23 protein-coding genes and 1 riboswitch are annotated in these 20,092 nt (G+C 65.3%); of the genes, 14 read left to right on the top strand and 9 right to left on the bottom strand.

Annotated elements, in window-relative coordinates:
- The first annotated feature begins 41 nt into the window (after nt 1-41).
- Nucleotides 42-2,999 (top strand): excinuclease ABC subunit UvrB, encoded by a 2,958-nt coding sequence (gene uvrB / locus I6F24_RS16635; RefSeq protein ID WP_225151024.1) that lies wholly within the window; start codon nt 42-44, stop codon nt 2,997-2,999.
- A 38-nt stretch (nt 3,000-3,037) separates the two neighbouring features.
- Here the strand turns inward: uvrB and I6F24_RS16630 are convergent, their stop codons facing one another.
- Nucleotides 3,038-3,424, bottom strand: a complete 387-nt coding sequence (locus I6F24_RS16630; RefSeq protein WP_225144299.1) for a hypothetical protein — start codon at nt 3,422-3,424, stop codon at nt 3,038-3,040.
- 384 nt (nt 3,425-3,808) lie between these two features.
- On the opposite strand from I6F24_RS16630, the gene I6F24_RS16625 reads away from it, so the two are divergent.
- The 5 genes from I6F24_RS16625 to I6F24_RS16605 all read left to right on the top strand — a co-directional run bounded on the left by I6F24_RS16625 (nt 3,809) and on the right by I6F24_RS16605 (nt 7,276).
- Nucleotides 3,809-4,249: a nuclear transport factor 2 family protein gene (locus I6F24_RS16625; RefSeq protein WP_225151022.1), complete on the top strand. Its 441-nt coding sequence runs from the start codon at nt 3,809-3,811 to the stop codon at nt 4,247-4,249.
- A gap of 200 nt (nt 4,250-4,449) precedes the next feature.
- Nucleotides 4,450-4,890, top strand: coding sequence for a nuclear transport factor 2 family protein (locus tag I6F24_RS16620; protein WP_128264793.1), 441 nt, complete (start codon nt 4,450-4,452; stop codon nt 4,888-4,890).
- Nucleotides 4,891-5,262: 372 nt separating this feature from the next.
- Nucleotides 5,263-6,171, top strand: coding sequence for a hypothetical protein (locus I6F24_RS16615; protein ID WP_225151020.1), 909 nt, complete (start codon nt 5,263-5,265; stop codon nt 6,169-6,171).
- 217 nt (nt 6,172-6,388) lie between these two features.
- Complete coding sequence (locus I6F24_RS16610; protein WP_036040066.1) at nt 6,389-6,811, top strand: hypothetical protein; 423 nt, start codon at nt 6,389-6,391, stop codon at nt 6,809-6,811.
- Nucleotides 6,812-7,138: 327 nt separating this feature from the next.
- Nucleotides 7,139-7,276 carry a hypothetical protein gene (locus I6F24_RS16605; RefSeq protein WP_007614812.1) on the top strand — a complete coding sequence of 46 codons (138 nt, stop codon included), beginning with the start codon at nt 7,139-7,141 and terminating at the stop codon, nt 7,274-7,276.
- A gap of 38 nt (nt 7,277-7,314) precedes the next feature.
- On the opposite strand, the gene I6F24_RS16600 is transcribed toward I6F24_RS16605, so the two are convergent.
- From I6F24_RS16600 to I6F24_RS16590, 3 genes are all read right to left on the bottom strand, one after another.
- On the bottom strand, nt 7,315-7,461 hold the full coding sequence (locus tag I6F24_RS16600; RefSeq protein ID WP_036009412.1) for a hypothetical protein: 147 nt from the start codon (nt 7,459-7,461) through the stop codon (nt 7,315-7,317).
- Nucleotides 7,462-7,658: 197 nt separating this feature from the next.
- Nucleotides 7,659-8,138, bottom strand: coding sequence for a MaoC family dehydratase (locus I6F24_RS16595; RefSeq protein WP_225151018.1), 480 nt, complete (start codon nt 8,136-8,138; stop codon nt 7,659-7,661).
- On the bottom strand, nt 8,138-8,590 hold the full coding sequence (locus I6F24_RS16590; protein WP_057027688.1) for a MaoC family dehydratase: 453 nt from the start codon (nt 8,588-8,590) through the stop codon (nt 8,138-8,140). Before I6F24_RS16590 ends, I6F24_RS16595 begins: the two co-directional genes overlap by 1 nt.
- A 179-nt stretch (nt 8,591-8,769) precedes the next feature.
- Between I6F24_RS16590 and I6F24_RS16585 the strand changes: the two genes are divergently transcribed.
- Nucleotides 8,770-9,066 (top strand): DUF4282 domain-containing protein, encoded by a 297-nt coding sequence (locus I6F24_RS16585; protein ID WP_028134403.1) that lies wholly within the window; start codon nt 8,770-8,772, stop codon nt 9,064-9,066.
- 112 nt (nt 9,067-9,178) lie between these two features.
- Here I6F24_RS16585 and ychF read toward each other — a convergent pair whose 3' ends face one another.
- The 4 genes from ychF to I6F24_RS16565 form a co-directional block, all read right to left on the bottom strand.
- Nucleotides 9,179-10,276 (bottom strand): redox-regulated ATPase YchF, encoded by a 1,098-nt coding sequence (gene ychF, locus I6F24_RS16580; RefSeq protein WP_057027687.1) that lies wholly within the window; start codon nt 10,274-10,276, stop codon nt 9,179-9,181.
- Nucleotides 10,277-10,399: 123 nt separating this feature from the next.
- Nucleotides 10,400-11,005, bottom strand: coding sequence for an aminoacyl-tRNA hydrolase (gene pth / locus I6F24_RS16575; protein WP_225133874.1), 606 nt, complete (start codon nt 11,003-11,005; stop codon nt 10,400-10,402).
- A 58-nt stretch (nt 11,006-11,063) separates the two neighbouring features.
- Nucleotides 11,064-11,780: a 50S ribosomal protein L25/general stress protein Ctc gene (locus I6F24_RS16570; protein ID WP_128264798.1), complete on the bottom strand. Its 717-nt coding sequence runs from the start codon at nt 11,778-11,780 to the stop codon at nt 11,064-11,066.
- Between the two features lie 185 nt (nt 11,781-11,965).
- A complete protein-coding gene (locus I6F24_RS16565) occupies nt 11,966-12,229 on the bottom strand; it encodes an accessory factor UbiK family protein (protein ID WP_225151016.1) in 264 nt (87 codons plus the stop codon).
- A 198-nt stretch (nt 12,230-12,427) separates the two neighbouring features.
- On the opposite strand from I6F24_RS16565, the gene lgt reads away from it, so the two are divergent.
- From lgt to I6F24_RS16540, 5 genes are all read left to right on the top strand, one after another.
- Complete coding sequence (gene lgt, locus I6F24_RS16560; RefSeq protein WP_036027175.1) at nt 12,428-13,273, top strand: prolipoprotein diacylglyceryl transferase; 846 nt, start codon at nt 12,428-12,430, stop codon at nt 13,271-13,273.
- Between the two features lie 20 nt (nt 13,274-13,293).
- Complete coding sequence (locus I6F24_RS16555) at nt 13,294-14,412, top strand: SAM-dependent methyltransferase (protein ID WP_225151014.1); 1,119 nt, start codon at nt 13,294-13,296, stop codon at nt 14,410-14,412.
- Entirely contained in the window at nt 14,409-15,176 is a 768-nt protein-coding gene (gene pgeF / locus I6F24_RS16550; RefSeq protein WP_225151012.1) for a peptidoglycan editing factor PgeF, read from the top strand. Before I6F24_RS16555 ends, pgeF begins: the two co-directional genes overlap by 4 nt.
- Before the next feature lie 187 nt (nt 15,177-15,363).
- Nucleotides 15,364-15,981, top strand: a complete 618-nt coding sequence (locus tag I6F24_RS16545; RefSeq protein ID WP_225140470.1) for a hypothetical protein — start codon at nt 15,364-15,366, stop codon at nt 15,979-15,981.
- A 194-nt stretch (nt 15,982-16,175) separates the two neighbouring features.
- Nucleotides 16,176-17,129 (top strand): ribose-phosphate pyrophosphokinase, encoded by a 954-nt coding sequence (locus I6F24_RS16540; RefSeq protein WP_036009398.1) that lies wholly within the window; start codon nt 16,176-16,178, stop codon nt 17,127-17,129.
- Between the two features lie 123 nt (nt 17,130-17,252).
- Here the strand turns inward: I6F24_RS16540 and I6F24_RS16535 are convergent, their stop codons facing one another.
- Nucleotides 17,253-17,810: a 6,7-dimethyl-8-ribityllumazine synthase gene (locus I6F24_RS16535; RefSeq protein ID WP_036027167.1), complete on the bottom strand. Its 558-nt coding sequence runs from the start codon at nt 17,808-17,810 to the stop codon at nt 17,253-17,255.
- 78 nt (nt 17,811-17,888) lie between these two features.
- A riboswitch (FMN riboswitch) is annotated at nt 17,889-18,047 on the bottom strand.
- A gap of 432 nt (nt 18,048-18,479) precedes the next feature.
- Here I6F24_RS16535 and I6F24_RS16530 point away from each other — a divergent pair.
- The gene (locus I6F24_RS16530; RefSeq protein ID WP_036009392.1) at nt 18,480-18,980 is read left to right on the top strand and encodes a YbjN domain-containing protein; all 501 of its coding nucleotides are present in this window, start codon (nt 18,480-18,482) and stop codon (nt 18,978-18,980) included.
- Nucleotides 18,981-19,228: 248 nt separating this feature from the next.
- The gene (proC, locus tag I6F24_RS16525) at nt 19,229-20,053 is read left to right on the top strand and encodes a pyrroline-5-carboxylate reductase (protein WP_036027164.1); all 825 of its coding nucleotides are present in this window, start codon (nt 19,229-19,231) and stop codon (nt 20,051-20,053) included.
- Nucleotides 20,054-20,092: the final 39 nt, after the last annotated feature.

Below are 20,092 nucleotides of genomic sequence, written 5' to 3'. Positions count from 1 at the left end.
TCACCCTTTATCGCGGGGCTGACTCGTCCCATATTCGCCTCATGGCGAAGAAACCTGCATCCTCCGAAAAATCCGGCAAATCTCCCAAATCCAAAGCTCATCGCCCCGACGTGCAGCCGATCGGGCCGGCGCTGGCTGAACTGCTGAATCCCGCGATCAATCGCGGCGATGCCGGACTTGGCTCGGGCACCGGCCTGCAGCCGCCGCCGGACAATTCGCGCGACCGCCGCGCCGGGGGCGAGGCCGCCGCGCATCGCGCGCGGGCTTCGACGCCGAAGGAGTTTCCGCAAGATGCGGCGCGGCCGATGCCGCTGCGGCCCAATCCGCAGCCGCCGGGCGCCCGTCAGTCCAGTGAGCTGGCCGGGCTGGAGGAGGCACCGCAGGCCAATTACGGAACTGCGGCCACCATCCCGACGCTCGATCCGGAACTGGCGCGGCAGCTCGGCCTGCCCACCGAGGAGGACGATGCCGAAGCGCTGGCGCGCCCGCCGCGTTCCAAGATGGAGGCGCTCGGCGTCAAGGCCACCGCGGATGCGCTGGAATCGCTGATCCGCGAGGGCCGGCCGGAGTTCCGCAAGGGCGACGGCTCCATGAAGGTGTGGACGCCGCACCGGCCGCCGCGCCCGGAGAAGTCCGAAGGCGGTGTCCGCTTCGAGATCAAGTCGTCCTACGAGCCGAAGGGCGACCAGCCGACCGCAATCGCCGAGCTGGTCGAGGGCATCAACCGCAACGACCGTTCGCAGGTGCTGCTGGGCGTCACCGGCTCCGGCAAGACCTACACCATGGCCAAGGTGATCGAGGCGACGCAGCGCCCGGCCCTGATCCTGGCGCCGAACAAGACGCTGGCCGCCCAGCTCTATGGCGAGTTCAAGAACTTTTTTCCGGACAACGCGGTCGAGTATTTCGTCAGCTATTACGACTACTACCAGCCGGAAGCGTATGTGCCCCGCACGGACACGTACATCGAAAAGGATTCCTCGATCAACGAGCAGATCGACCGCATGCGACACTCGGCGACGCGCGCGCTGCTCGAACGCGACGACGTCATCATCGTCGCGTCGGTGTCCTGCATCTACGGTATCGGCTCGGTCGAGACCTACACCGCGATGACCTTCGCGCTGAAGAAGGGCGAGCGCATCGACCAGCGCCAGCTCATCGCCGACCTCGTCGCGCTGCAGTACAAGCGCACCCAGGCCGATTTCACCCGCGGCACGTTTCGCGTGCGCGGCGACGTCATCGACATCTTCCCGGCGCACTATGAAGACCGCGCCTGGCGCGTGAACCTGTTCGGCGACACCATCGAGACCATCGAGGAGTTCGATCCGCTCACCGGCCACAAGCAGGACGAGCTCGAATTCATCAAGATGTACGCCAACTCGCACTATGTGACGCCGCGGCCGACGCTGGTGCAGGCGATCAAGTCGATCAAGTTCGAATTGAAGCAGCGGCTCGACCAGCTCAACAACCAGGGCCGCCTGCTGGAAGCGCAGCGGCTGGAGCAGCGCACCACTTTCGACCTCGAAATGATGGAGGCGACGGGCAGCTGCGCCGGCATCGAGAACTATTCGCGCTACCTCACCGGCCGCCGCCCCGGCGAGCCGCCGCCGACGCTGTTCGAATACGTGCCCGACAACGCGCTGATCTTCGCCGACGAAAGCCACGTCACCATCCCGCAGATCGGCGCCATGTTCCGCGGCGACTTCCGCCGCAAAGCGACGCTGGCCGAATACGGCTTCCGCCTGCCCTCCTGCATGGACAACCGCCCGCTCCGGTTCGAGGAATGGGACATGATGCGGCCGCAGACCGTCGCGGTTTCGGCGACGCCGGGCAGCTGGGAGCTGAACGAGAGCGGCGGCGTGTTCGTCGAGCAGGTCATTCGCCCGACCGGACTGATCGATCCGCCCGTCGACATCCGCCCCGCCCGCACGCAAGTGGACGATCTCGTCGGCGAAGTGCGCGCCACCGCGCAAGCGGGCTATCGCTCGCTAATCACGGTCCTTACAAAACGCATGGCAGAGGACCTCACCGAATATCTGCACGAGCAGGGCATCCGCGTGCGCTACATGCACTCGGACATCGACACCATCGAGCGCATCGAGATCATCCGCGACTTGCGCCTCGGTGCCTTCGACGCACTGGTCGGCATCAATCTCTTGCGCGAAGGCCTCGACATCCCCGAATGCGCGCTGGTCGCGATCCTCGACGCCGACAAGGAAGGTTTTCTGCGCAGCGAGACCTCGCTGATCCAGACCATCGGCCGCGCCGCGCGCAACGTCGACGGCAAGGTGATCCTCTATGCCGACCAGATGACCGGATCGATGGAGCGCGCCATCGCCGAGACCAACCGCCGCCGCGAGAAGCAGGTCGAGTACAACAACGCCAACGGCATCACGCCGGAGAGCGTGAAGAAGCAGATCGGCGACATCCTCAACTCGGTCTACGAGCGCGACCACGTGCTGGTCGAGGTCGGCGGCCATGACATGACCGACGACGTGATCTCGATCGGCCACAATTTCGAGGCGGTGCTCGCCGATCTCGAAACCCGCATGCGCGAGGCCGCCGCCGACCTGAACTTCGAGGAAGCCGCGCGCCTGCGCGATGAGGTCAAGCGCCTGCGCGCCACCGAGCTTGCAGTGGTGGACGACCCAACCGCCAAGCAGCGCACCGTCGCGGGCAAGGCCGGCGCTTATGCGGGAGCGAAGAAATACGGCGATGCCGCGAACCTGCCCGTCAGCGCCATGAGGAACAAGAGCGCCGCAACTGCGCTCAAGGCCGGCGGCGGCAAGGGCTCCCGCGTGCATAAGCCGCATCTCGACGAGATGCACGGCCCGGAGTCGTTGCCCTATCGCGAGAGCCGCGCGCTGCCGTCAAAGCCGTTCGGCAGCACCAGCAGGATCATCCAGCCGACGGATTCGCGGCAGTCGGGACCGGAGTTCGGGCCGGCGCCGAAGTCGACCGGTGGGGCGCCGGGACGAAGGGGTGGGTGGAAGAAGAGGTAGACGCGTAGGTTTATCGGTGACGTTCGTGGTTACCCCCCTCACCCCACGCTCGCCGTCACCACGGCCATCACCGACAGCAGCAGCACGATCGTCACCAGTTGCAGCGAGGCGACGGGCTGGGTGCGCCAGGCCGTGATTTTGTCGGAGAGCGACAGATGGGCCTCGAAGAATTTCGGCTCGTAGACGGTCTTGAACAGGTGCGGGAAGCTCGGGCCGAGGGTCACGGCGATCAGGGCGTGGGTGAACGAGGCGAAGGCGACGAAGATGGCGACGCCGGGATCGCCGACGAGGTCGTGGTTGCCAACGAGCTTGAGCAGGAAGGCCGCGGTGGCGAAGGTCGGGAAGCTCTGCAGGGCCGCGGTCAGCGCGAGGCCTTCGAGCGCGTTATGCAGGCGGGACTTTCTCGTGGCGGCGATGGTGGCCATGGCACGTCTCCCTGATGACATGCCGATGACGGTAGTCGCGGCTCCGGTGCGGTGATGTGAGATGGATCACGCGGTGAGCGGCGGTGCGGGCGGCGCCTCCCCCTTCCTTCACTGAAGCTCTGGACCGGATCGGCGGGCAGACCCATGGTTCCCCGCATGCGACTTTGCGTGTTCGTCCATGCGGCTTGCGCGGAGGGCAGCCGACGACGCCCTGAATTCGTGCAGTTGCGGCGCCAACTCAATCTTAACGTGACCCCATGAACCGGGCATTGCGGTGGAACGTCAAAACGTCTGCACCATCCCTGTGATCTAGCGGATTGCGGATGCGTGAGACCACGCGTTAAGCTTGCGCAACGCCAAAAGACCAACAAAGGACAGGCGGGAATGACGGTGGAGCAGCTGAATCGCCAACGCGTCGTGCACCTGCTCGATGCCTTCGCGCGCGGCGATATCGAGACGGCGCTGGCCAGCTGCACCGACGACGTCTATTTCCTCACCCACGCCCCGATTGACGTGCTGCCACATCTGGTGCCGCGCCACGGCAAGCAGGAGCTGCGCGAGCTGTGGCAGACGGTCTGGTCGCGCTATTCGGAGATTCGTTACAAGACGCCGCATATCGTCGCCGAGGGCGAGGCCGTCGCGACCTACATGCACGCTTTTTTCAAGAAGCGCAGCAACGACCGCATCGTGCAGTTCGACATGGCGGTGTTCTACACGTTTCGCGGCGGACTGGTGGCGGAGATGCGCGAGATCATCGATTCCTACGACCTGGTGCAGCAGGTGCTGGAACGGGAGATCGGGCCGCTGATTGCCGGGGCGGACTGAGCGCCGGGACCCGGACAATTACGGGGTTGTATTGTAAATCTCACAAAACCCGTTCAAGTGTGCATTGCGAAAACGTGAATTGCGTTTTGGCCGAAATCTGCTAATTTGTTCGTATACAAATGAGTTGAGCCCTGGCGCCTTGGTGCGCATGGGGTTGTTTGCCGTTTTTTTCCGTAAAGCCAGCTTCAGGACTGCCCCAAATGACAGAGCACAGCCTCTGGCGTTTCTCGCGTGCGTTGCACCGCGCGATCAACGACCGGCATTTTAGGGATATCGAGGCCTTGATCGACGAGGACGTCGAGTGGGCGCTCTACGGCCCGATCGACATGTTTCCGTTCCTCGGCGCGCGCCAGGGCAAGGATGCCGTGCTCGACGTCATCCGCCAGCTCGCCGACAATTTCCAGGTCCGCCGCTTCGACCGCGAGAGCATCATGCTGGGCGTCGATTCCGCCGCCTCGATGGTGCGCTATTCGCTGACGGCGCTGGATTCCAACAAGCCGATCAGCCTGCGCGTGGCGCAGTTCGCCCAGTTCAAGGCCGGCAAGCTGATCAGCATGCGGGTGCTGATCGACACCTTCGACCTGGTCGAGCAGGCACTCGGCCGCGCCATTCATCTGCCGAAGATGACCAGCGTCGGCTAACGCATGATCCGGACCTGAAGGGCCGCGTTAGCGCAAAGTACGAAGCGGTTTTCCGAGAAGATCATGCGCAAACAACAACCTGAGGCGCGATGATGATCATCGCGCTTTAGGGGGGACGCCAACGGGCCCCGCTGTTCGGGACCGATGACGAGGCGATCGCGACGTCCTGGCCTCCAGCCCCGCCGGATGCCGTCGCATCACGAACCTGTCATCGGGCGCGCGCCTTTCGCGCGGCCCGTTGGTTCGCCTCCCCTTGCGAACGGCCACAATTCCGCAACGATAAATCGGCACTTTCGGCGCCGGAATGGCGCATGGTCATTGCGACCGCTATAGTGAGGCGGACAGCATGCGCTGGGGTTCGTGGGCAGGACGATGGAATTCTCGACAGGGTTTGGCTGGACCAGGCTGCCGTTGCTGGCGGCCGCATTCATCTTGGGCTCGGTGCTAACGTTACAGGCACAGATCATTCCGCCCTTCTCCGCACCCGCATCCGACGACGAGGCCGAGGCGGCCGAAGCCCCCGACGTCAATGATCCCGACATCATGAAGGGCATCGACGTCGACAAGCTCGACTGGAGCCAGATCGCGGTCGATGCCGGGACCGGCATCGACCCGATGGCCGCCAAGAAGCGCGCGCAGGCCGCCGCCAGGGAAGGCCTCGACTGGACGTCGAATCCCAATGCCAACGGCTCCTCGGCGGTGACCGTGAAGCAATCGGTGTCCTCGTTCTGGGATACCCGAGTCGGCGCCGACATGACGCTGGCGAGCGAGCCCAGGACGATGTCCGAGCTGCTGGCGCAGAAGGCCACCAACGGCGGCAACCTGCCGCAATCCTCGGGCAGCGCCTGGGCGACGGCAACCGCGCCGGGCGCGGGCGCGATCTGGGACAAGACCGCGGTGGAAGCCAGGGTCGATCCCGGCGCCGAGCACAGCAAGATCGGGGCGTCACTGACCAAATCGGTGCCGCTGTCGGGCGATACCTCGCTGACGCTGCAGAACGGCTACAGCGTCAACCAGCACGGCACCACAGCGGTCCCCGGCATCGGCGGCCACGTCACGCGCAATTACGAGACCGACCAGAGCGCCAAGGTCACCGTGACCGACACCGGCACCAGCATCGTTGCCGGCCAGACGCTGTCGACCACCGACGACAAATGGCTGCGCAAGCTCGGCGCCGAGCAGAAGCTGTTCGACAACGTCACCGTATCCGGCTCGGTCGGTGAAACCCCGCAAGGCACGCTGAACAAGAGCGTGACGGCGGGCTTCAAGAAGAGCTGGTGAGCCCAGCGCCTCTCCCCGCCTGCGGGGAGAAGGCCATCACCAGGACAGCATTCACCCTTCCCTAACCATACGCCACGGCAAAACCCCCGAATGGTCCGGCCTTGCCGCATCTTGGCCCATTTGCGGTCAAAATCGGACGCCCTGATGCAGCCTGCCTCACAGACGTCGTCGTGCGGGGGACACTCGCGCTGCGCTCAACGCGAACAGGGGAATAACGATGAACGCCATGCGTCCCGAAAAGATCGAAGCCACCGAGACCGAGACGGTCGACACCAACCTCGCCGCCGTGACCGAGGTCGAAGCCGGCATCCGCGACTTCGTCCGCAACGACATCGCCTATCTGCGCCGTCCGGCCGCGACAACCGCCGACGCGCCGCCGCTCGACCCGAGCGCGGAAGCCACCGTCAACAACGTCAACTCGCTGATCCAGCGCGTCGCCGGAACCTCGCTCGCCGAGATCGAGAATTTGATCTCCGAGCTTGAGAGCCTGCGCGACCTGCTCCACGCCGAAGGCCAGCGCGTCCAGCGCGAGATCTCCGGCTACGCCCAGCTCAGCCAGGCCGCGATGAAATCGACCCGCATGATCGCCGACAACGTCGCGCAGTGGAAGCGCGCCGCCGACGGCCTGCGCAACAGCTGATCGCCGGCACGAACGCATCATTGGCCGCCGCGTTCCGGAAGGGAGCGCGGCGGTTTTGATTTGTTGGTGGGTCACGCAGCCGTTTCTCCAACACAGGTGTCATCACCCGCCTAGTGCGCAATTGCGCACAGGGGCGGGTGATCCAGTATTCCACCAGCGCCGGTGATTGAATCGATAGGCCGCGGCGTACTGGATGCCCCGGACAAGCCGGGGCATGACAGCGGAGAATGTGGCGCGGCCAACGGCCACCATTGAACCCTCCGGCCCACCCCGGCGACCAACGCCAAGCGCCCGTGCAGCTACGGCCGGGCTCAGGGGACATTTCAGATGGAAAGCATTCGGCCCGACACCACGGACCCGATCCCGTTGCGGCCCGCGCCGAATCAATTCGGCACGATCATGCTGCGCTTTGTCGGGCTGCTGGCGGTTGCGATCGCCATCCTGGCGTTCGTCTATAGCCGCTGAGCTGCGGCCGGATGCCGGCCGCGATCGTTAACGAATTCTTACCGGGCCGCTTCCGCGGTCGAGGCTTCCAGCGTGTAGGCGCCATCGGCGTAGCCCTTCGCCACCATGCCCGCGACCAGCATCACGGCCAGCGTCGCGGTCGCGAAGATGAATCCAACAAATTTGAGTGCGCCGCGATCAGCCATGGTCCTCGTCCCCTGTCGTCTGCCTATTCGTTTCAAATAGACAGCGACAGGTTCATAATTAGTTAGCAACTGACTGGTTCCGCGAAACTGCTTCGCCGTAACCATGTTGCGCAGGCTTATGGCAGCCACCCGGAATCGCGTCCATAGCGCGCGGGCAACACTCGCGCACTCATTTGCCCGTTCATCTTGGAACAGATCTAACCGCCCTTGCGCAGCGGCACGAAGGCGGAGGCGGTGATGGAATAGACCTCCTCGCCGCGCTGGTTGGTGCCGGTGGTGCGGGCCGTCAAAATGCCCCAGCCGGGACGGGAGGCCGAGGTGCGCTTGTCGATGACGACGTTGACGTAAGAGACGGTGTCGCCGGCGAGCACCGGCCTGATCCAGCGCAGGTCGCGAAAACCCGGCGACGGGCCCCACACGGCGACCTCCTCGCCGCGCGAGGCGGCCTCGCGAGCCAGACGCTGGCCGTCGGCGACAAGCAGGCTCATGCAGGCCGAGCCGACATGCCAGCCCGAGGCCGCGAGCCCGCCGAACAGCGAGTTCTTGCCCTCCTCCTCGTCGAGGTGAAAGCGTTGCGGATCGAACTTGGCGGCGAAGGTCTTGATCTTTTCCGCCGTGAACGTATAGGCGCCGATCTCGCGGCGCTGACCGATCGCGATGTCGTCGAAGAACCGCATCAGGCCGCTCCCTCGCGCCGCTTGATCAGGATCGGCGAGATCATCTCGGCGAGCGCCTGCCCCGCCGCATTGCGCGCGGTGCATTTGAACTTGACGATGCCGAGCTCAGGTCGGCTCTTCGAGGCCCGCGCTTCCAGGACATCGACGTCGAGCGTGAGATCGTCGCCAGGCCGCAGCGGCGACAGCCAGCGCACCTCGTCGACGCCGGGAGATCCCAGCGACGCGGCGCGGGTGATGAAGCCGTCGGCCATCATCCGCATCATCAGCGAGCACAGGTGCCAGCCCGAACCGGACAGGCCGCGCAGCATGCTCTCAGCTGCTGCCGCCTCGTCGAGGTGCATCGGCTGCGGATCGAACTCGGCGGCAAAGGCCAATATCTCGTCGCGGGTGACGTGGCGCGGGCCGAACGTTCCGAACCGGCCAGGCGGGAAATCTTCGAAGGTCAGGGTCATCTCGGGAAAGCTTTGCGGGAATGACAGATTGTGGCCGCACTTTGCGGCAATCTCAACCCGCCGGCCCGCATGGCTCGTGCTACATACTTGAGATCGGCGTTGATTTGAGTCGGATCGATCGACGGCCGAAGCCCGATTTGAAGTCCCGATTTGCCTTGCGATTTGCCTTGGGGAGAGCAATGTTCTCATTCAGCGACCTGTTCCAGTGGGACCGCTTCATCACGCCGACGATCATCAAGACCTTCTACTGGCTGGTGATCGCGCTGATCTGCCTGTTCGGGCTCTCCGGCATCTTCTCAGGGTTGGCTGCGATGGCGATCAGCCCGTTCGGCGGCTTCCTGGTGCTGCTGTCGTCGATCGCCAGCGTCGTGGTCGGCATCGTGTTCTCGCGCATCGTCGCGGAGCTGATCCTGATCGTCTTCCGCATCAACGAGCATCTCGGCGCGATCCGGGACCAGGGATCAGGGATGCGGTAGCCCGTCATTCCGGGGCGCCTCGAAGAGGCGAGCCCGGAATCCATTGAGCCACAGAACAAGCGTATAGATGGATTCCGGGCTCGCGCTTCGCGCGCCCCGGAATGACCAGCGCCTACGTATTAAACCTGAAATGCATCACGTCGCCATCGGCGACGACGTAGTCCTTGCCTTCGAGGCGGAGCTTGCCGGCATCGCGGGCACCGGCTTCGCCGCCGAGCGCGACGTAATCGTCATACGCGATGGTCTCGGCGCGGATAAAACCCTTCTCAAAATCGGTGTGGATCACACCGGCCGCCGCCGGCGCCTTGGTGCCGCGATGGATGGTCCAGGCGCGCGCTTCCTTCGGGCCCACCGTGAAATATGTGATGAGGTCGAGCAGGGTGTAGCCGGCACGGATCAGGCGGTCGAGGCCGGCTTCTTCGAGGCCCAAAGTCTCCAGGAAGTCCGCGCGCTCGTCACGCGAGATGGTCGCGATCTCGGATTCGATCTTGGCGGAGATGACGACGGCAACTGCGCCCTCCTTCGCCGCCTGCTCCTCGACCGCCTTGGAGAAGGCGTTGCCGGTCGCGGCCGAGCCTTCCTCGACGTTGCAGACATAGAGCACGGGCTTGGACGACAGCAGGCCGAGCATCGAGAAGGCCCGCTCCTCCTCCGCCTTGCGCTCGACGAGGCGCGCGGGCTTGCCTTCGCGCAAGAGCACCAGGGTGCGGTTGACGAGATCGAGCTGCTCCTTGGCGTCCTTGTCGTTGCCCTTGGCCTTCTTGGTGAGATTGTCGACGCGCTTCTCGAGGCTGTCTAGGTCGGCGAGCATCAGCTCGGTCTCGATGGTCTCGATGTCCGCGAGCGGGGCGATCTTGCCTTCGACATGGGTGATGTCGGAATCTTCAAAGCAGCGAACCACATGCGCGATGGCGTCGACCTCGCGGATATTGGCGAGGAACTGGTTGCCGAGGCCTTCGCCCTTGGAGGCGCCGCGCACGAGGCCGGCGATGTCGACGAAGGTCAGCCGGGTCGGGATGATCTGGCCCGACTTGGCGATGGCCGCGAGCTTGTCGAGCCTGGGATCGGGCACGGCGACCTCGCCGACATTCGGCTCGATGGTGCAGAACGGATAGTTCGCGGCCTGCGCCGCGGCCGTCTCGGTCAGCGCATTGAACAAGGTCGACTTGCCGACATTGGGCAATCCGACGATCCCGCATTTGAATCCCATGGTGGTCCTGGCCTCCGCGCTTCGCGCGCAAATGTCTTTCGAACTCGTCATGCGCGGGCTTGATCCGCGCATCCATCGTCTTCGAAGGATGGTTCGCCGGATCAAGTCCGGCGATGACAGGTGCTATTCCTTGCCGTTCTCGTCCTTGGTCAAAAACCCCTTCGCCTGCATGGCCAGATGCACCCTGTTGGCGAAGGTTGCGTCCGTGCCCTTGGCAAGCAGTGCGGCGTGCTCGGCCACCGCGTCGCAGAGCGTCGTCACCCATTCGTTGTCGGCCTTGGCGAAGTCCGACAGCACATGGCCGTGCACCAGCTCCTTGACGCCGGGATGACCGATGCCGAGGCGCACGCGGCGATAATCGTTGCCGATATGCGCCGAGATCGAGCGCAGGCCGTTGTGGCCGGCAATGCCGCCGCCGATCTTCACCCGCACCTTGCCTGGCGGCAGCTCGAGCTCGTCGTGGAACACGGTGGTGTCGCTGGTCGCGATCTTGAAGAAGCTCGCCGCTTCCTGAACGCTGCGTCCGGACTCGTTCATGTAGGTCGTGGGCTTGAGCAGGATCACGCGCTCGGTGCCGAGCGCACCTTCCGAGGTCTCGCCCTGAAAGCGGCGGCGCCACGGCGCAAAACCATGACGCCGCGCGATCTCGTCGACGGCCATGAAGCCGATATTGTGCCGGTTACGTGCGTATTTCGCGCCGGGATTGCCGAGCCCAACAAAGAGTCGCATGACGCGGCGCGCCCCCCGCTCGGCGCGCGGTCAAGGACCGCGCGCCAGCTTCGAGAGATTACTTCTTCTTGTCGCCGCCGGCGGGAGCCTTGGCAGCAGCAGGAGCAGCAGCAGCCGGAGCCGCAGCACCAGCGGCCGGAGCAGCCGCAGCGCCCGGGGCCGCACCAGCAGCGGCAGCCGCAGCAGCGGCCTTCTGCTCTTCGGCGTAACCGGACGGCGGCACGATGGTGACGAGGGTCGCGTCCTCGCGGGTCAGCGCCTTGACGCCGGCCGGTAGCTTGACGTCGGCCAGATGCAGGGAGTGACCGATCTCGAGCGAGCCGACATCGGCCTCGATATATTGCGGGATGCTCTCGACGCCGCATTCGAGCTCGATCGCGTGGGCGACGATGTTGACGGTACCGCCGCGCTTCACGCCCGGAGAGGTTTCGGCCTTCACCACGTGCAGGGGAACGCTGATGCGGATGGTGGCGCCTTCGCCCAGCCGCATGAAGTCGACATGGATCGGGAAGTCCTTGACCGGATCGAGGTGATAGTCGCGCGGAATGACGCGGTGCTTCTTGCCCTCGAGGTCGATGTCGACCAGCGTGGTCAGGAACCGGCCGGCAAGGATGCGCTGGCGCAGTTCACGATCCTCGATCGAGATCGTCAGCGGGGGCTGGTTGTTGCCGTAGATCACTCCGGGCACTCGCCCGGCGCGACGCTCAGCCCGGGCGGCCCCCTTGCCGCTCTTCGGACGTGCGGTCGCCTTCAATTCCTTGACGGTCGTCGCCATGTCGTTAAGTCCTTGTTTTTGCAAAAGTTAATGGGCCGCAAGGCGGCCCATGGCATAGTCCACAGCAAGCCTCCAGGGGTGCGGGGGCCGCGGACGTGGCGGGCTTTTACCCGGAAGCTGCGGAAATGACAAGGAGAATGGGCTGGCACCCTCCCTTGGAGGGGGTTGGTCAGAGAGACTGCGCTTTACGACGTCGGGGTCCCCCCGAGCCTCGCCTCCAGGGCTGCGATCCGCGCCTTCAGGGCTTCGTTCTCCTCGCGTGCCAGGCGCGCCATGTCCTTGACCGCCTCGAACTCCTCGCGCTTGACGAGGTCCATGTCGCGCAGGAATTTTTCGGCCTGGCTGCGCATCACGGAGTCGAACTCGCGCTTGACGCCCTGGGCAGCACCGGCGGCGTCGTTCATCAGGCGGCCGATCTCGTCGAAAAACCGGTTGTTGGTCTGGGTCATTGTGGGCCTCCGATAAACTTTGCGCGAACACGCAGAATGACAATGGCAATCCGACGGGGCCGGTTCAAGGGCGAAGCGGCGGTATCCTTGTCATGCGCCGGTTTCCTTGCAATCGTATTCAACGTCCCTGCATAAGAGGAATCACGGGGCGTCTGCCGGCGCCGACCGCCGCGATCCCGCTTGGACACAGAAGGCGCGATGCCGTTTCTGCTCATCGACTTCCCCGCCTTCAACCCGATCGCGCTCGAGATCGGTCCGTTCGCGATCAAATGGTATGCCTTGGCCTATATCTGCGGCATCGTGTTCGGCTGGCTTTATGCCCGCGCGCTGCTGAAGAGCGAACGCCTGTGGGGCGGACCCGCGCCGATCTCGCTGCTTCAGATCGACGACTTCATCCTGTGGGTCACGCTCGGCATCATCGTGGGGGGCCGCGCCGGCTACGTGCTGTTCTACAACCTGCCCTTCTTCATCGATCATCCCGCCGCGATCTTTAAGTTGTGGGAGGGCGGGATGTCGTTCCACGGCGGCTTCCTCGGCTGCGTCGTCGCGGTGATGTGGTTCGCCTGGCGCAATGGCATCTCGATCCTGTCGCTCGGCGACATCACCACCGCGGTCGCCCCGGTCGGGCTGTTGCTCGGACGCATCGCCAATTTCATCAACGGCGAATTGTGGGGCCGCGCCACCGACCCGACCCTGCCCTGGGCGATCATCTTCCCCAACGATCCGACGCAGTTGCCGCGGCATCCGAGCCAGCTCTACCAAGCCGGCATGGAGGGCATCCTGCTGTTCACGGTGCTCGCGATCATGATCCGGTTCGGTGCCTTGAAGCGCCCCGGCATGATCCTCGGCGCCTTCATCCTGGTCTATGGCCTGGCCCGCATCGCCGGCGAGCATTTCCGCGAGCCGGACGCGCAGCTCGGTTTTCTCTGGGGCGGATTAACCATGGGCATGCTGCTGTCGATCCCGATGCTTATCGTCGGCCTCATTCTTATTGTATTGGCAGTGAGGCGCGGTGCGCCGACGCCCGTCCAGGCCATTCGTTAATTCATTTCGAGAAGATCGCCGTGACCGACCAGCCGCTGCTCAACGAGATCAAGGCGCTGATCAAATCTTCCGGGCCGATGCCGGTCTGGCGGTACATGGAACTGTGCCTGATGCATCCGCGCTACGGCTATTACGTCTCGCGCGATCCGCTCGGGCGCGAGGGCGACTTCACCACGGCGCCCGAAGTCAGCCAGATGTTCGGCGAGCTGTTGGGGTTGTGGACCGCCTCGGTCTGGAAGCAGATGGGCTCGCCGCAGTTCCTTCGGCTGATCGAGCTCGGCCCCGGCCGCGGCACCATGATGGCGGATGCGCTGCGCGCGCTCCGCGTGCTGCCCCCGCTCTACCAGGCGCTCCACATCCACATGGTCGAGGTCAATCCCGTGTTGCGGGACCGGCAGAGCGCGACGCTCGCCAACGTGCGCAACATCGCCTGGCACGACAGCATCGACGAGGTGCCGGAGGGCCCCAGCATCATCCTCGCCAACGAATATTTCGACGTGCTGCCGATCCACCAGATGGTCCGGCTCGAGAACGGCTGGCACGAGCGCGTGATCGAGATCGATCCCAACGGCAAGCTTCAGTTCGGCGCGGCGCCGGAGCCGACGCCTCGCTTCGACGTGCTGTTGCCGCCCCTGGTGCGCGCCGCCCCCATCGGCGCCGTGTTCGAGTGGCGCCCCGACGGCGAGATCATGAAGCTTGCCACGCGCGTGCGCGACCAGGACGGCGCGGCGCTGATCATCGATTACGGCCACCTCCGCAGCGACGCCGGCGACACGTTCCAGGCGATTGCGCGCCACACCTTCGCCGATCCCTTGAAGGCGCCGGGCCAGGCCGACGTCACCGCCCATGTCGACTTCCAGGCGCTGGCGCGCGCGGCCGAGGACGTCGGCGCGCGCGTGCATGGGCCGGTCACGCAAGGCGACTTCCTCAAGCGGATCGGCATCGACACCCGCGCCGCCGCCTTGATGCAGAAAGCAGCGCCCGACGTCGCCACCGACATTTCGGTGGCGCTCAAGCGCCTGACCGATACCGGGCGTGGCGGCATGGGCTCGATGTTCAAGGTGCTCGGCATCTCGGAGCCGCGGCTGGCAAGCCTTGCCGGCCTCAGCGATCTCGAACAGACAGGAGAGGCCTCATGACGATAGCTTCGTCGCTGCTGTCGGCCGTGCCCGGCCTGCGCCATGCCTTCTTCACCCGCGAAGGCGGCGTCTCCGGCGGCATTTATTCCGCGCTGAACGGCGGGCTCGGCTCCAACGACGATCAGACCCTGGTCGCCGAGAACCGGCGCCGCATGGCCGAGCATGTCGGCGTTGCGCCCGAGCGCTTCCTCAGCCTGCACCAGATCCATTCGCCCGACGTGCTGGTTGCCGAGGCACCGTGGCCGAGCGGGCCACGGCCGAAGGGCGATGCGCTGGTGACGAAGACGCCAGGCATCGCGCTCGGCGTCTCCACCGCCGATTGCGGGCCGGTGCTGTTCGTCGATCCCCAGGCGCGCGTGATCGGTGGCGCGCATGCGGGGTGGAAGGGCGCACTGACGGGCGTGCTGGATTCCACCATCGCGGCGATGGAGCAGCTCGGCGCCACGCGCGGCGGCATCATCGCCGCGATCGGCCCCTTGATCCGCCAGGACAGCTACGAGGTCGGCAACGAGTTCGTCGCGCGCTTCATCGAACAGGATGCCGAGAACACTGTGTTCTTCATCCCCTCGGTGCGCGAGGGCCACGCGATGTTCGATCTCGCCGGCTACATCCGCAAGCGGCTCGAGGCCGCAGGCATCCTGATGATCGACGATCTCGGCCTCGATACTTACGCCGACGAGCGCTTCTTCAGCTATCGGCGTTCGGTCCATCGCAAGGAGCCGGATTACGGCCGTCACGTTCACGCGATTGCGCTGGATGGGTGAACACAGGGGCAACCCCGTGTCATTCCGGGGCTCGCGAAGCGAGAACCCGGAATCCATCGTGCGGCAATTCACGCGGCGAAATGGATTCCGGGTTCGATGCTTGCGCATCGCCCCCGGAATGACAGTGGGGATGTGTCGCGCCTGCCCTAGACCTTAATCGATTTTAACGATATCGCTGCCTTCCATAATGAGGGACGCGTCATTCATCTTCCGCCGCGCGGGTTCGCGCGTGCTGGCGGTCATGCTGCTGGTGGCGGCGGCCGCGCTGGGCGGCTGCGCCGGCGGCGGCGGCAGTGCCGCCAATTCCTATGCGATGGCGCCGAGCGCCGGCAGCGGGGCCACTATCGCCTTCGAATCGATCGACGGGCCACCTCCGCAAGTGTTCGACCGCATGGTCGGCGTGCTCGACAGCGAATCCAAGCTGCGCAGCCTGTCCGTGGTCTCCCGCGAAGGTACGGCTGCCTATCGCGTGCGCAGCTACCTCTCCGCCCAGGTGGTGCGCGGCAAGACCGTGATCGCCTGGGTCTGGGACGTCTACGACGCCAACCAGCAGCGCGCGCTGCGTCTCTCCGGCGAGGAACCGACCTCGGCCAAGGGCGGGCGCGACGCGTGGTCGGCTGCCGACGACCTCGTGCTGCGGAAGATCGCCCAGGCCGGATTCAGCGGACTTTCCAACATGATCAACGGAACGCCGGATGCACCCGGCGCGGCTCCGGCATTGCGGGGACCGGCGGTGGCCAGCGTCGTCAAGGACGCTCCCGCGCAGGACATGCCGGCATCAGCGCTCGGCTATGCCGAGCAATAACCCCCGCTAAACCACGGCCTCAACTTGCGGCCAAGCCGTTGGCCCGACTCAGGATTTTCGAAGGGAAAACGTAGCATCCCGGGTTGCCATTGCGGCCTTCCGCCTGATATTTCCTCGCCCGTCGTAACCGTGCTGCCAGCGGGTATTCTCAGATGTTGAAGGTCGTATCCAGCAAAGCGCGGGAGGAAGCGTCCATGTCGGCCAAAAACGGCTCCATCAAGCTCGTCGCCGGCAACTCCAATCCGGCCCTCGCCCAGGCGATCGCGCAAGGGCTCGACCTGCCGCTGACCAAGGCGGTGGTGCGGCGCTTCGCCGACATGGAGATCTTCGTCGAGATCCAGGAGAACGTCCGCGGCTCGGATGCCTTCGTCATCCAGTCGACCTCGTTCCCCGCCAACGACCATCTGATGGAATTGCTCATCATCACCGACGCGCTGCGCCGCTCCTCGGCGCGCCGCATCACCGCAGTGCTGCCCTATTTCGGCTACGCAAGGCAGGACCGTAAATCAGGCTCGCGCACGCCGATCTCGGCCAAGCTCGTCGCCAACATGATCACGCAGGCCGGCGTCGACCGCGTCATGACGCTCGACCTGCATGCCGGCCAGATCCAGGGCTTCTTCGACATCCCGACCGACAACCTGTTCGCCGCGCCGCTGATGGTGCGCGACATCAAGGACAAGTTCGACCTGACCAAGACGATGGTGGTCTCGCCCGACGTCGGCGGCGTCGCCCGCGCGCGCGGCCTCGCCAAGCGCATCAACACCCCGCTCGCGATCGTCGACAAGCGCCGCGAGCGCCCGGGTGAATCCGAGGTCATGAACGTGATCGGCGACGTCTCCGGCCACACCTGCATCCTCGTCGACGACATCGTCGATTCCGGCGGCACGCTGGTGAACGCGGCCGATGCGCTGCTCGCCAAGGGCGCCAAGGACGTCTACGCCTACATCACCCACGGCGTGCTCTCCGGCGGCGCGGCGGCGCGCATCGCCGGCTCCAGGCTGAAGGAGCTGGTGATCACCGATTCGATCCTGCCGACCGACGCGGTGACCAAGGCGCCGAACATCCGCACCCTGCCGATCGCCAGCCTGATCTCGGATGCGATCGCGCGCACGGCGGCGGAAGAATCGGTGTCGAGCCTGTTCGACTGATTTGATCTAGCACCGTCATTCCGGGCGGCGCGTCACCGCCGAACCCGGAATCCATCTTGCAGCAATCCGTGTCGATCAATGGATTCCGGGCTCGCGCTGCGCGCGCCCCGGAATGACCATTGCCTACCCCACGATCCCCGCCGCGACCTGGCCGCGCAGGCGCTCCAGGCCGTGCAACGTCTCCGCGCAGGCGGTCGCGACTTCGACGCCCTTGATCGCAAAGTGCTTGCGGAAGAAATCGTAGTGCACCTCGGTCTCGTGGAATTGCTGCGGCGTCAGCACGGCCGAGAACACCGGCACCTCCGTCCGCAGCTGCACGTCCATTAGCGCCTTGATCACGGTGTCGGCGACGAATTCGTGGCGGTAGATGCCGCCGTCGACGACGAGACCGGCCGCGACGATCGCGGTGTAGCGCCGCGTCTTGGCGAGGACCTGCGCGTGCAGCGGGATCTCGAACGAGCCCGGCACCTCGAACACGTCGACATGGGTGAGGTGGCGGGCTTCCGCCTCCTTCATGAAGGCGATGCGGGCTTCCGCGACCACGTCGCGGTGCCAGCAGGCCTGCACGAAGGCCACCCGCTGCGGCTTCGCGAAGCGCGGATGCGCAGGGGCCGGATCCACGGGAACCGGCGGCGGCGTTTGGGACGTTTCGGTTTGGGGGTCTTGCAGCATCTGATTCATGGCTTTCCTCGGTTTAAGGACCAGAATCAGGGCACACGGAACGACAAACAGCCGCATCGTCTCGATGCGTCTGCCAGCGACCGTTCTCTTTCATCCGGACTTTAACCGTCGGCTTCGGAGTTGCACCGAATCTGCTGACCCTTCCGTTCGGGATAGCCCTCGCGGAAGGCGCTCGCGGGCTTGGGCCGTTCGGCCCTTACCGCCGGTGGGGACTTTCACCCCGCCCTGAGAACATCGGCCGTCCGGGATGAACGGCCTATCAGGAAATATGCCGCCGCCGGGCAGTCGCGGCAAGCATGTTCCGCATGGGCCAAGCGCATGGTCCCATGCCCGCACGGCGGTCCGGCCCTCGCCTCACGGAATTTGCGGCGAGCTTTTTTGCCGAATCCGATTCCGGTTTGTTCTCGTCCGTTAAGAATTGTGGCGGAGATGAGCTGTGGACGAACGAGTCCTGGCTTGTGGACGGACTCGCGACCCCGTTGCGCAGATTCCGCAAATCACATCACTTGATCCGCGACAGGCCTGCGCTGATCCGAGGGATCGCAACAGCGACTCCGAGGGGATTGCAAAGGCTGATCCGAGGGACGCCGCAGCGACGTTTAGGGAGTGCGCGCCGGGCCCAACCGCGTGCGTATCAAAGACAACAAGAAGGCAAGAGGTCGAGACGGCATGTCCCTGCTCGAAGGCACTATCGATTCCAGAAACCATCCGCTCGCGGTGGTCGAGGACATCGCCGCCAGCAACAACTGGCCGTTCGAACGCTCCGGCGAGGACGAGCTCACGATTGTCTCCAAGGGACAATGGACCGACTACCAGCTCTCCTTCACCTGGATGGGCGAGATCGAGGCGCTGCATCTGGCCTGCGCCTTCGACATGAAGATTCCGCCCGCGCGCCGCGGCGAGGTGCAGCGGCTCGTTGCCGCCGTGAACGAACAGCTGTGGGTCGGCCATTTCGACCTGTGGACCACCACCGGCATGGTGATGCACCGCCAGGCCCTGGTGCTGCCGGGGGGCCTCACCGCCTCGCCGGCGCAATGCGAGGTCATGCTTGCCGGCGCCATTCATGCCTGCGAGCGCTACTTCCCCGCGTTCCAGTTCGTGGTGTGGGCCGGCAAGAGCACGGCGGAGGCGATGGACGCGGCAATGTTCGATACGGTGGGCGAGGCGTAGGGCCTCCCAAGGCGCGAGGGCGGCAGCTCCCTCCCCACGTCATCCCGGACAAGCGCGCCCAAAGCGCGCGCCGATCCGGGATCCATACCGCGTGATGGCCACTTGTGGCACGCGGCTTGTTGCCGACACCTCGATCCACTAGAACCGCCTTGTGGTTATGCGACGAGCAATCGCTCGCGCAGGGATCCCCGCCCCCCGTGCGCAATTGCGCACTAGGCGGGGATGACAGCAAACGCGTGGCAACGGCGATGGCAAACAACCCTCTTCAAAACGTCACCGGCACAATCCTGCTTGCCGGCGCCGGCAAGATGGGCGGCGCGATGCTGACCGGATGGCTTTCGGGCGGACTCGATCCGCGCCGCGTCGCGGTGATCGAGCCGCACATTGCGCCCGAGATCTCCGCGCTGGCCGCCAAGGGCGTCGTGCTCAATCCTGATGTGAGCGCCGCCGGCGCCGTCGAGACGCTGGTCGTGGCGGTGAAGCCGCAGATGTTCCGCGAGGCCGGCGCCAGGCTGAAGCCGTTCGTCTCGGACAAGACGTCGGTGGTCTCGATCATGGCGGGCACCACGATCGCCTCGCTCCAAGAGGTCTGTGGCGGCGCCGTGGTGCGCGCGATGCCGAACACGCCGGCAGCGATCGGCCGCGGCATCACCGTCGCTGTTGCCGCGAACAACGTCAGCGCCGCGCAGCGCGCGGTGGCGGATGCGCTGCTGCGCGCCACCGGCTCGGTCGAATGGGTAGAGGACGAAGGATTGATGGACGCGGTCACCGCCGTGTCCGGCTCGGGCCCGGCCTATGTGTTCCTGCTCGCCGAAGAGCTCGCCCGCGCCGGCGTCGAAGCGGGATTGCCGGAGGCGCTGGCGACCAAGCTCGCCCGCGAGACCGTCGCCGGCTCCGGCGAGCTGCTGCACCAGTCGGAGCTGCCGTCCAGCGCCCTGCGCCAGAACGTCACCTCGCCCGGCGGCACCACGGCCGCCGCGCTCAGTGTGCTGATGGGCGAGCCGGGCCTGCGCGAACTCATGATCCGCGCCATCGCCGCGGCCACGCAGCGGTCGAAGGAATTGGCGAAGTAGACGGATCAGAGCGCTTCGGCGGCCGAATGCGCGGCGATC

It is taken from the genome of Bradyrhizobium sp. BRP23, from assembly GCF_020194135.1.
Lineage (GTDB): Bacteria > Pseudomonadota > Alphaproteobacteria > Rhizobiales > Xanthobacteraceae > Bradyrhizobium > Bradyrhizobium yuanmingense.
Note: the sequence above shows the minus strand (reverse complement) of the source record. Positions and strands in the feature narration are given on the sequence as shown.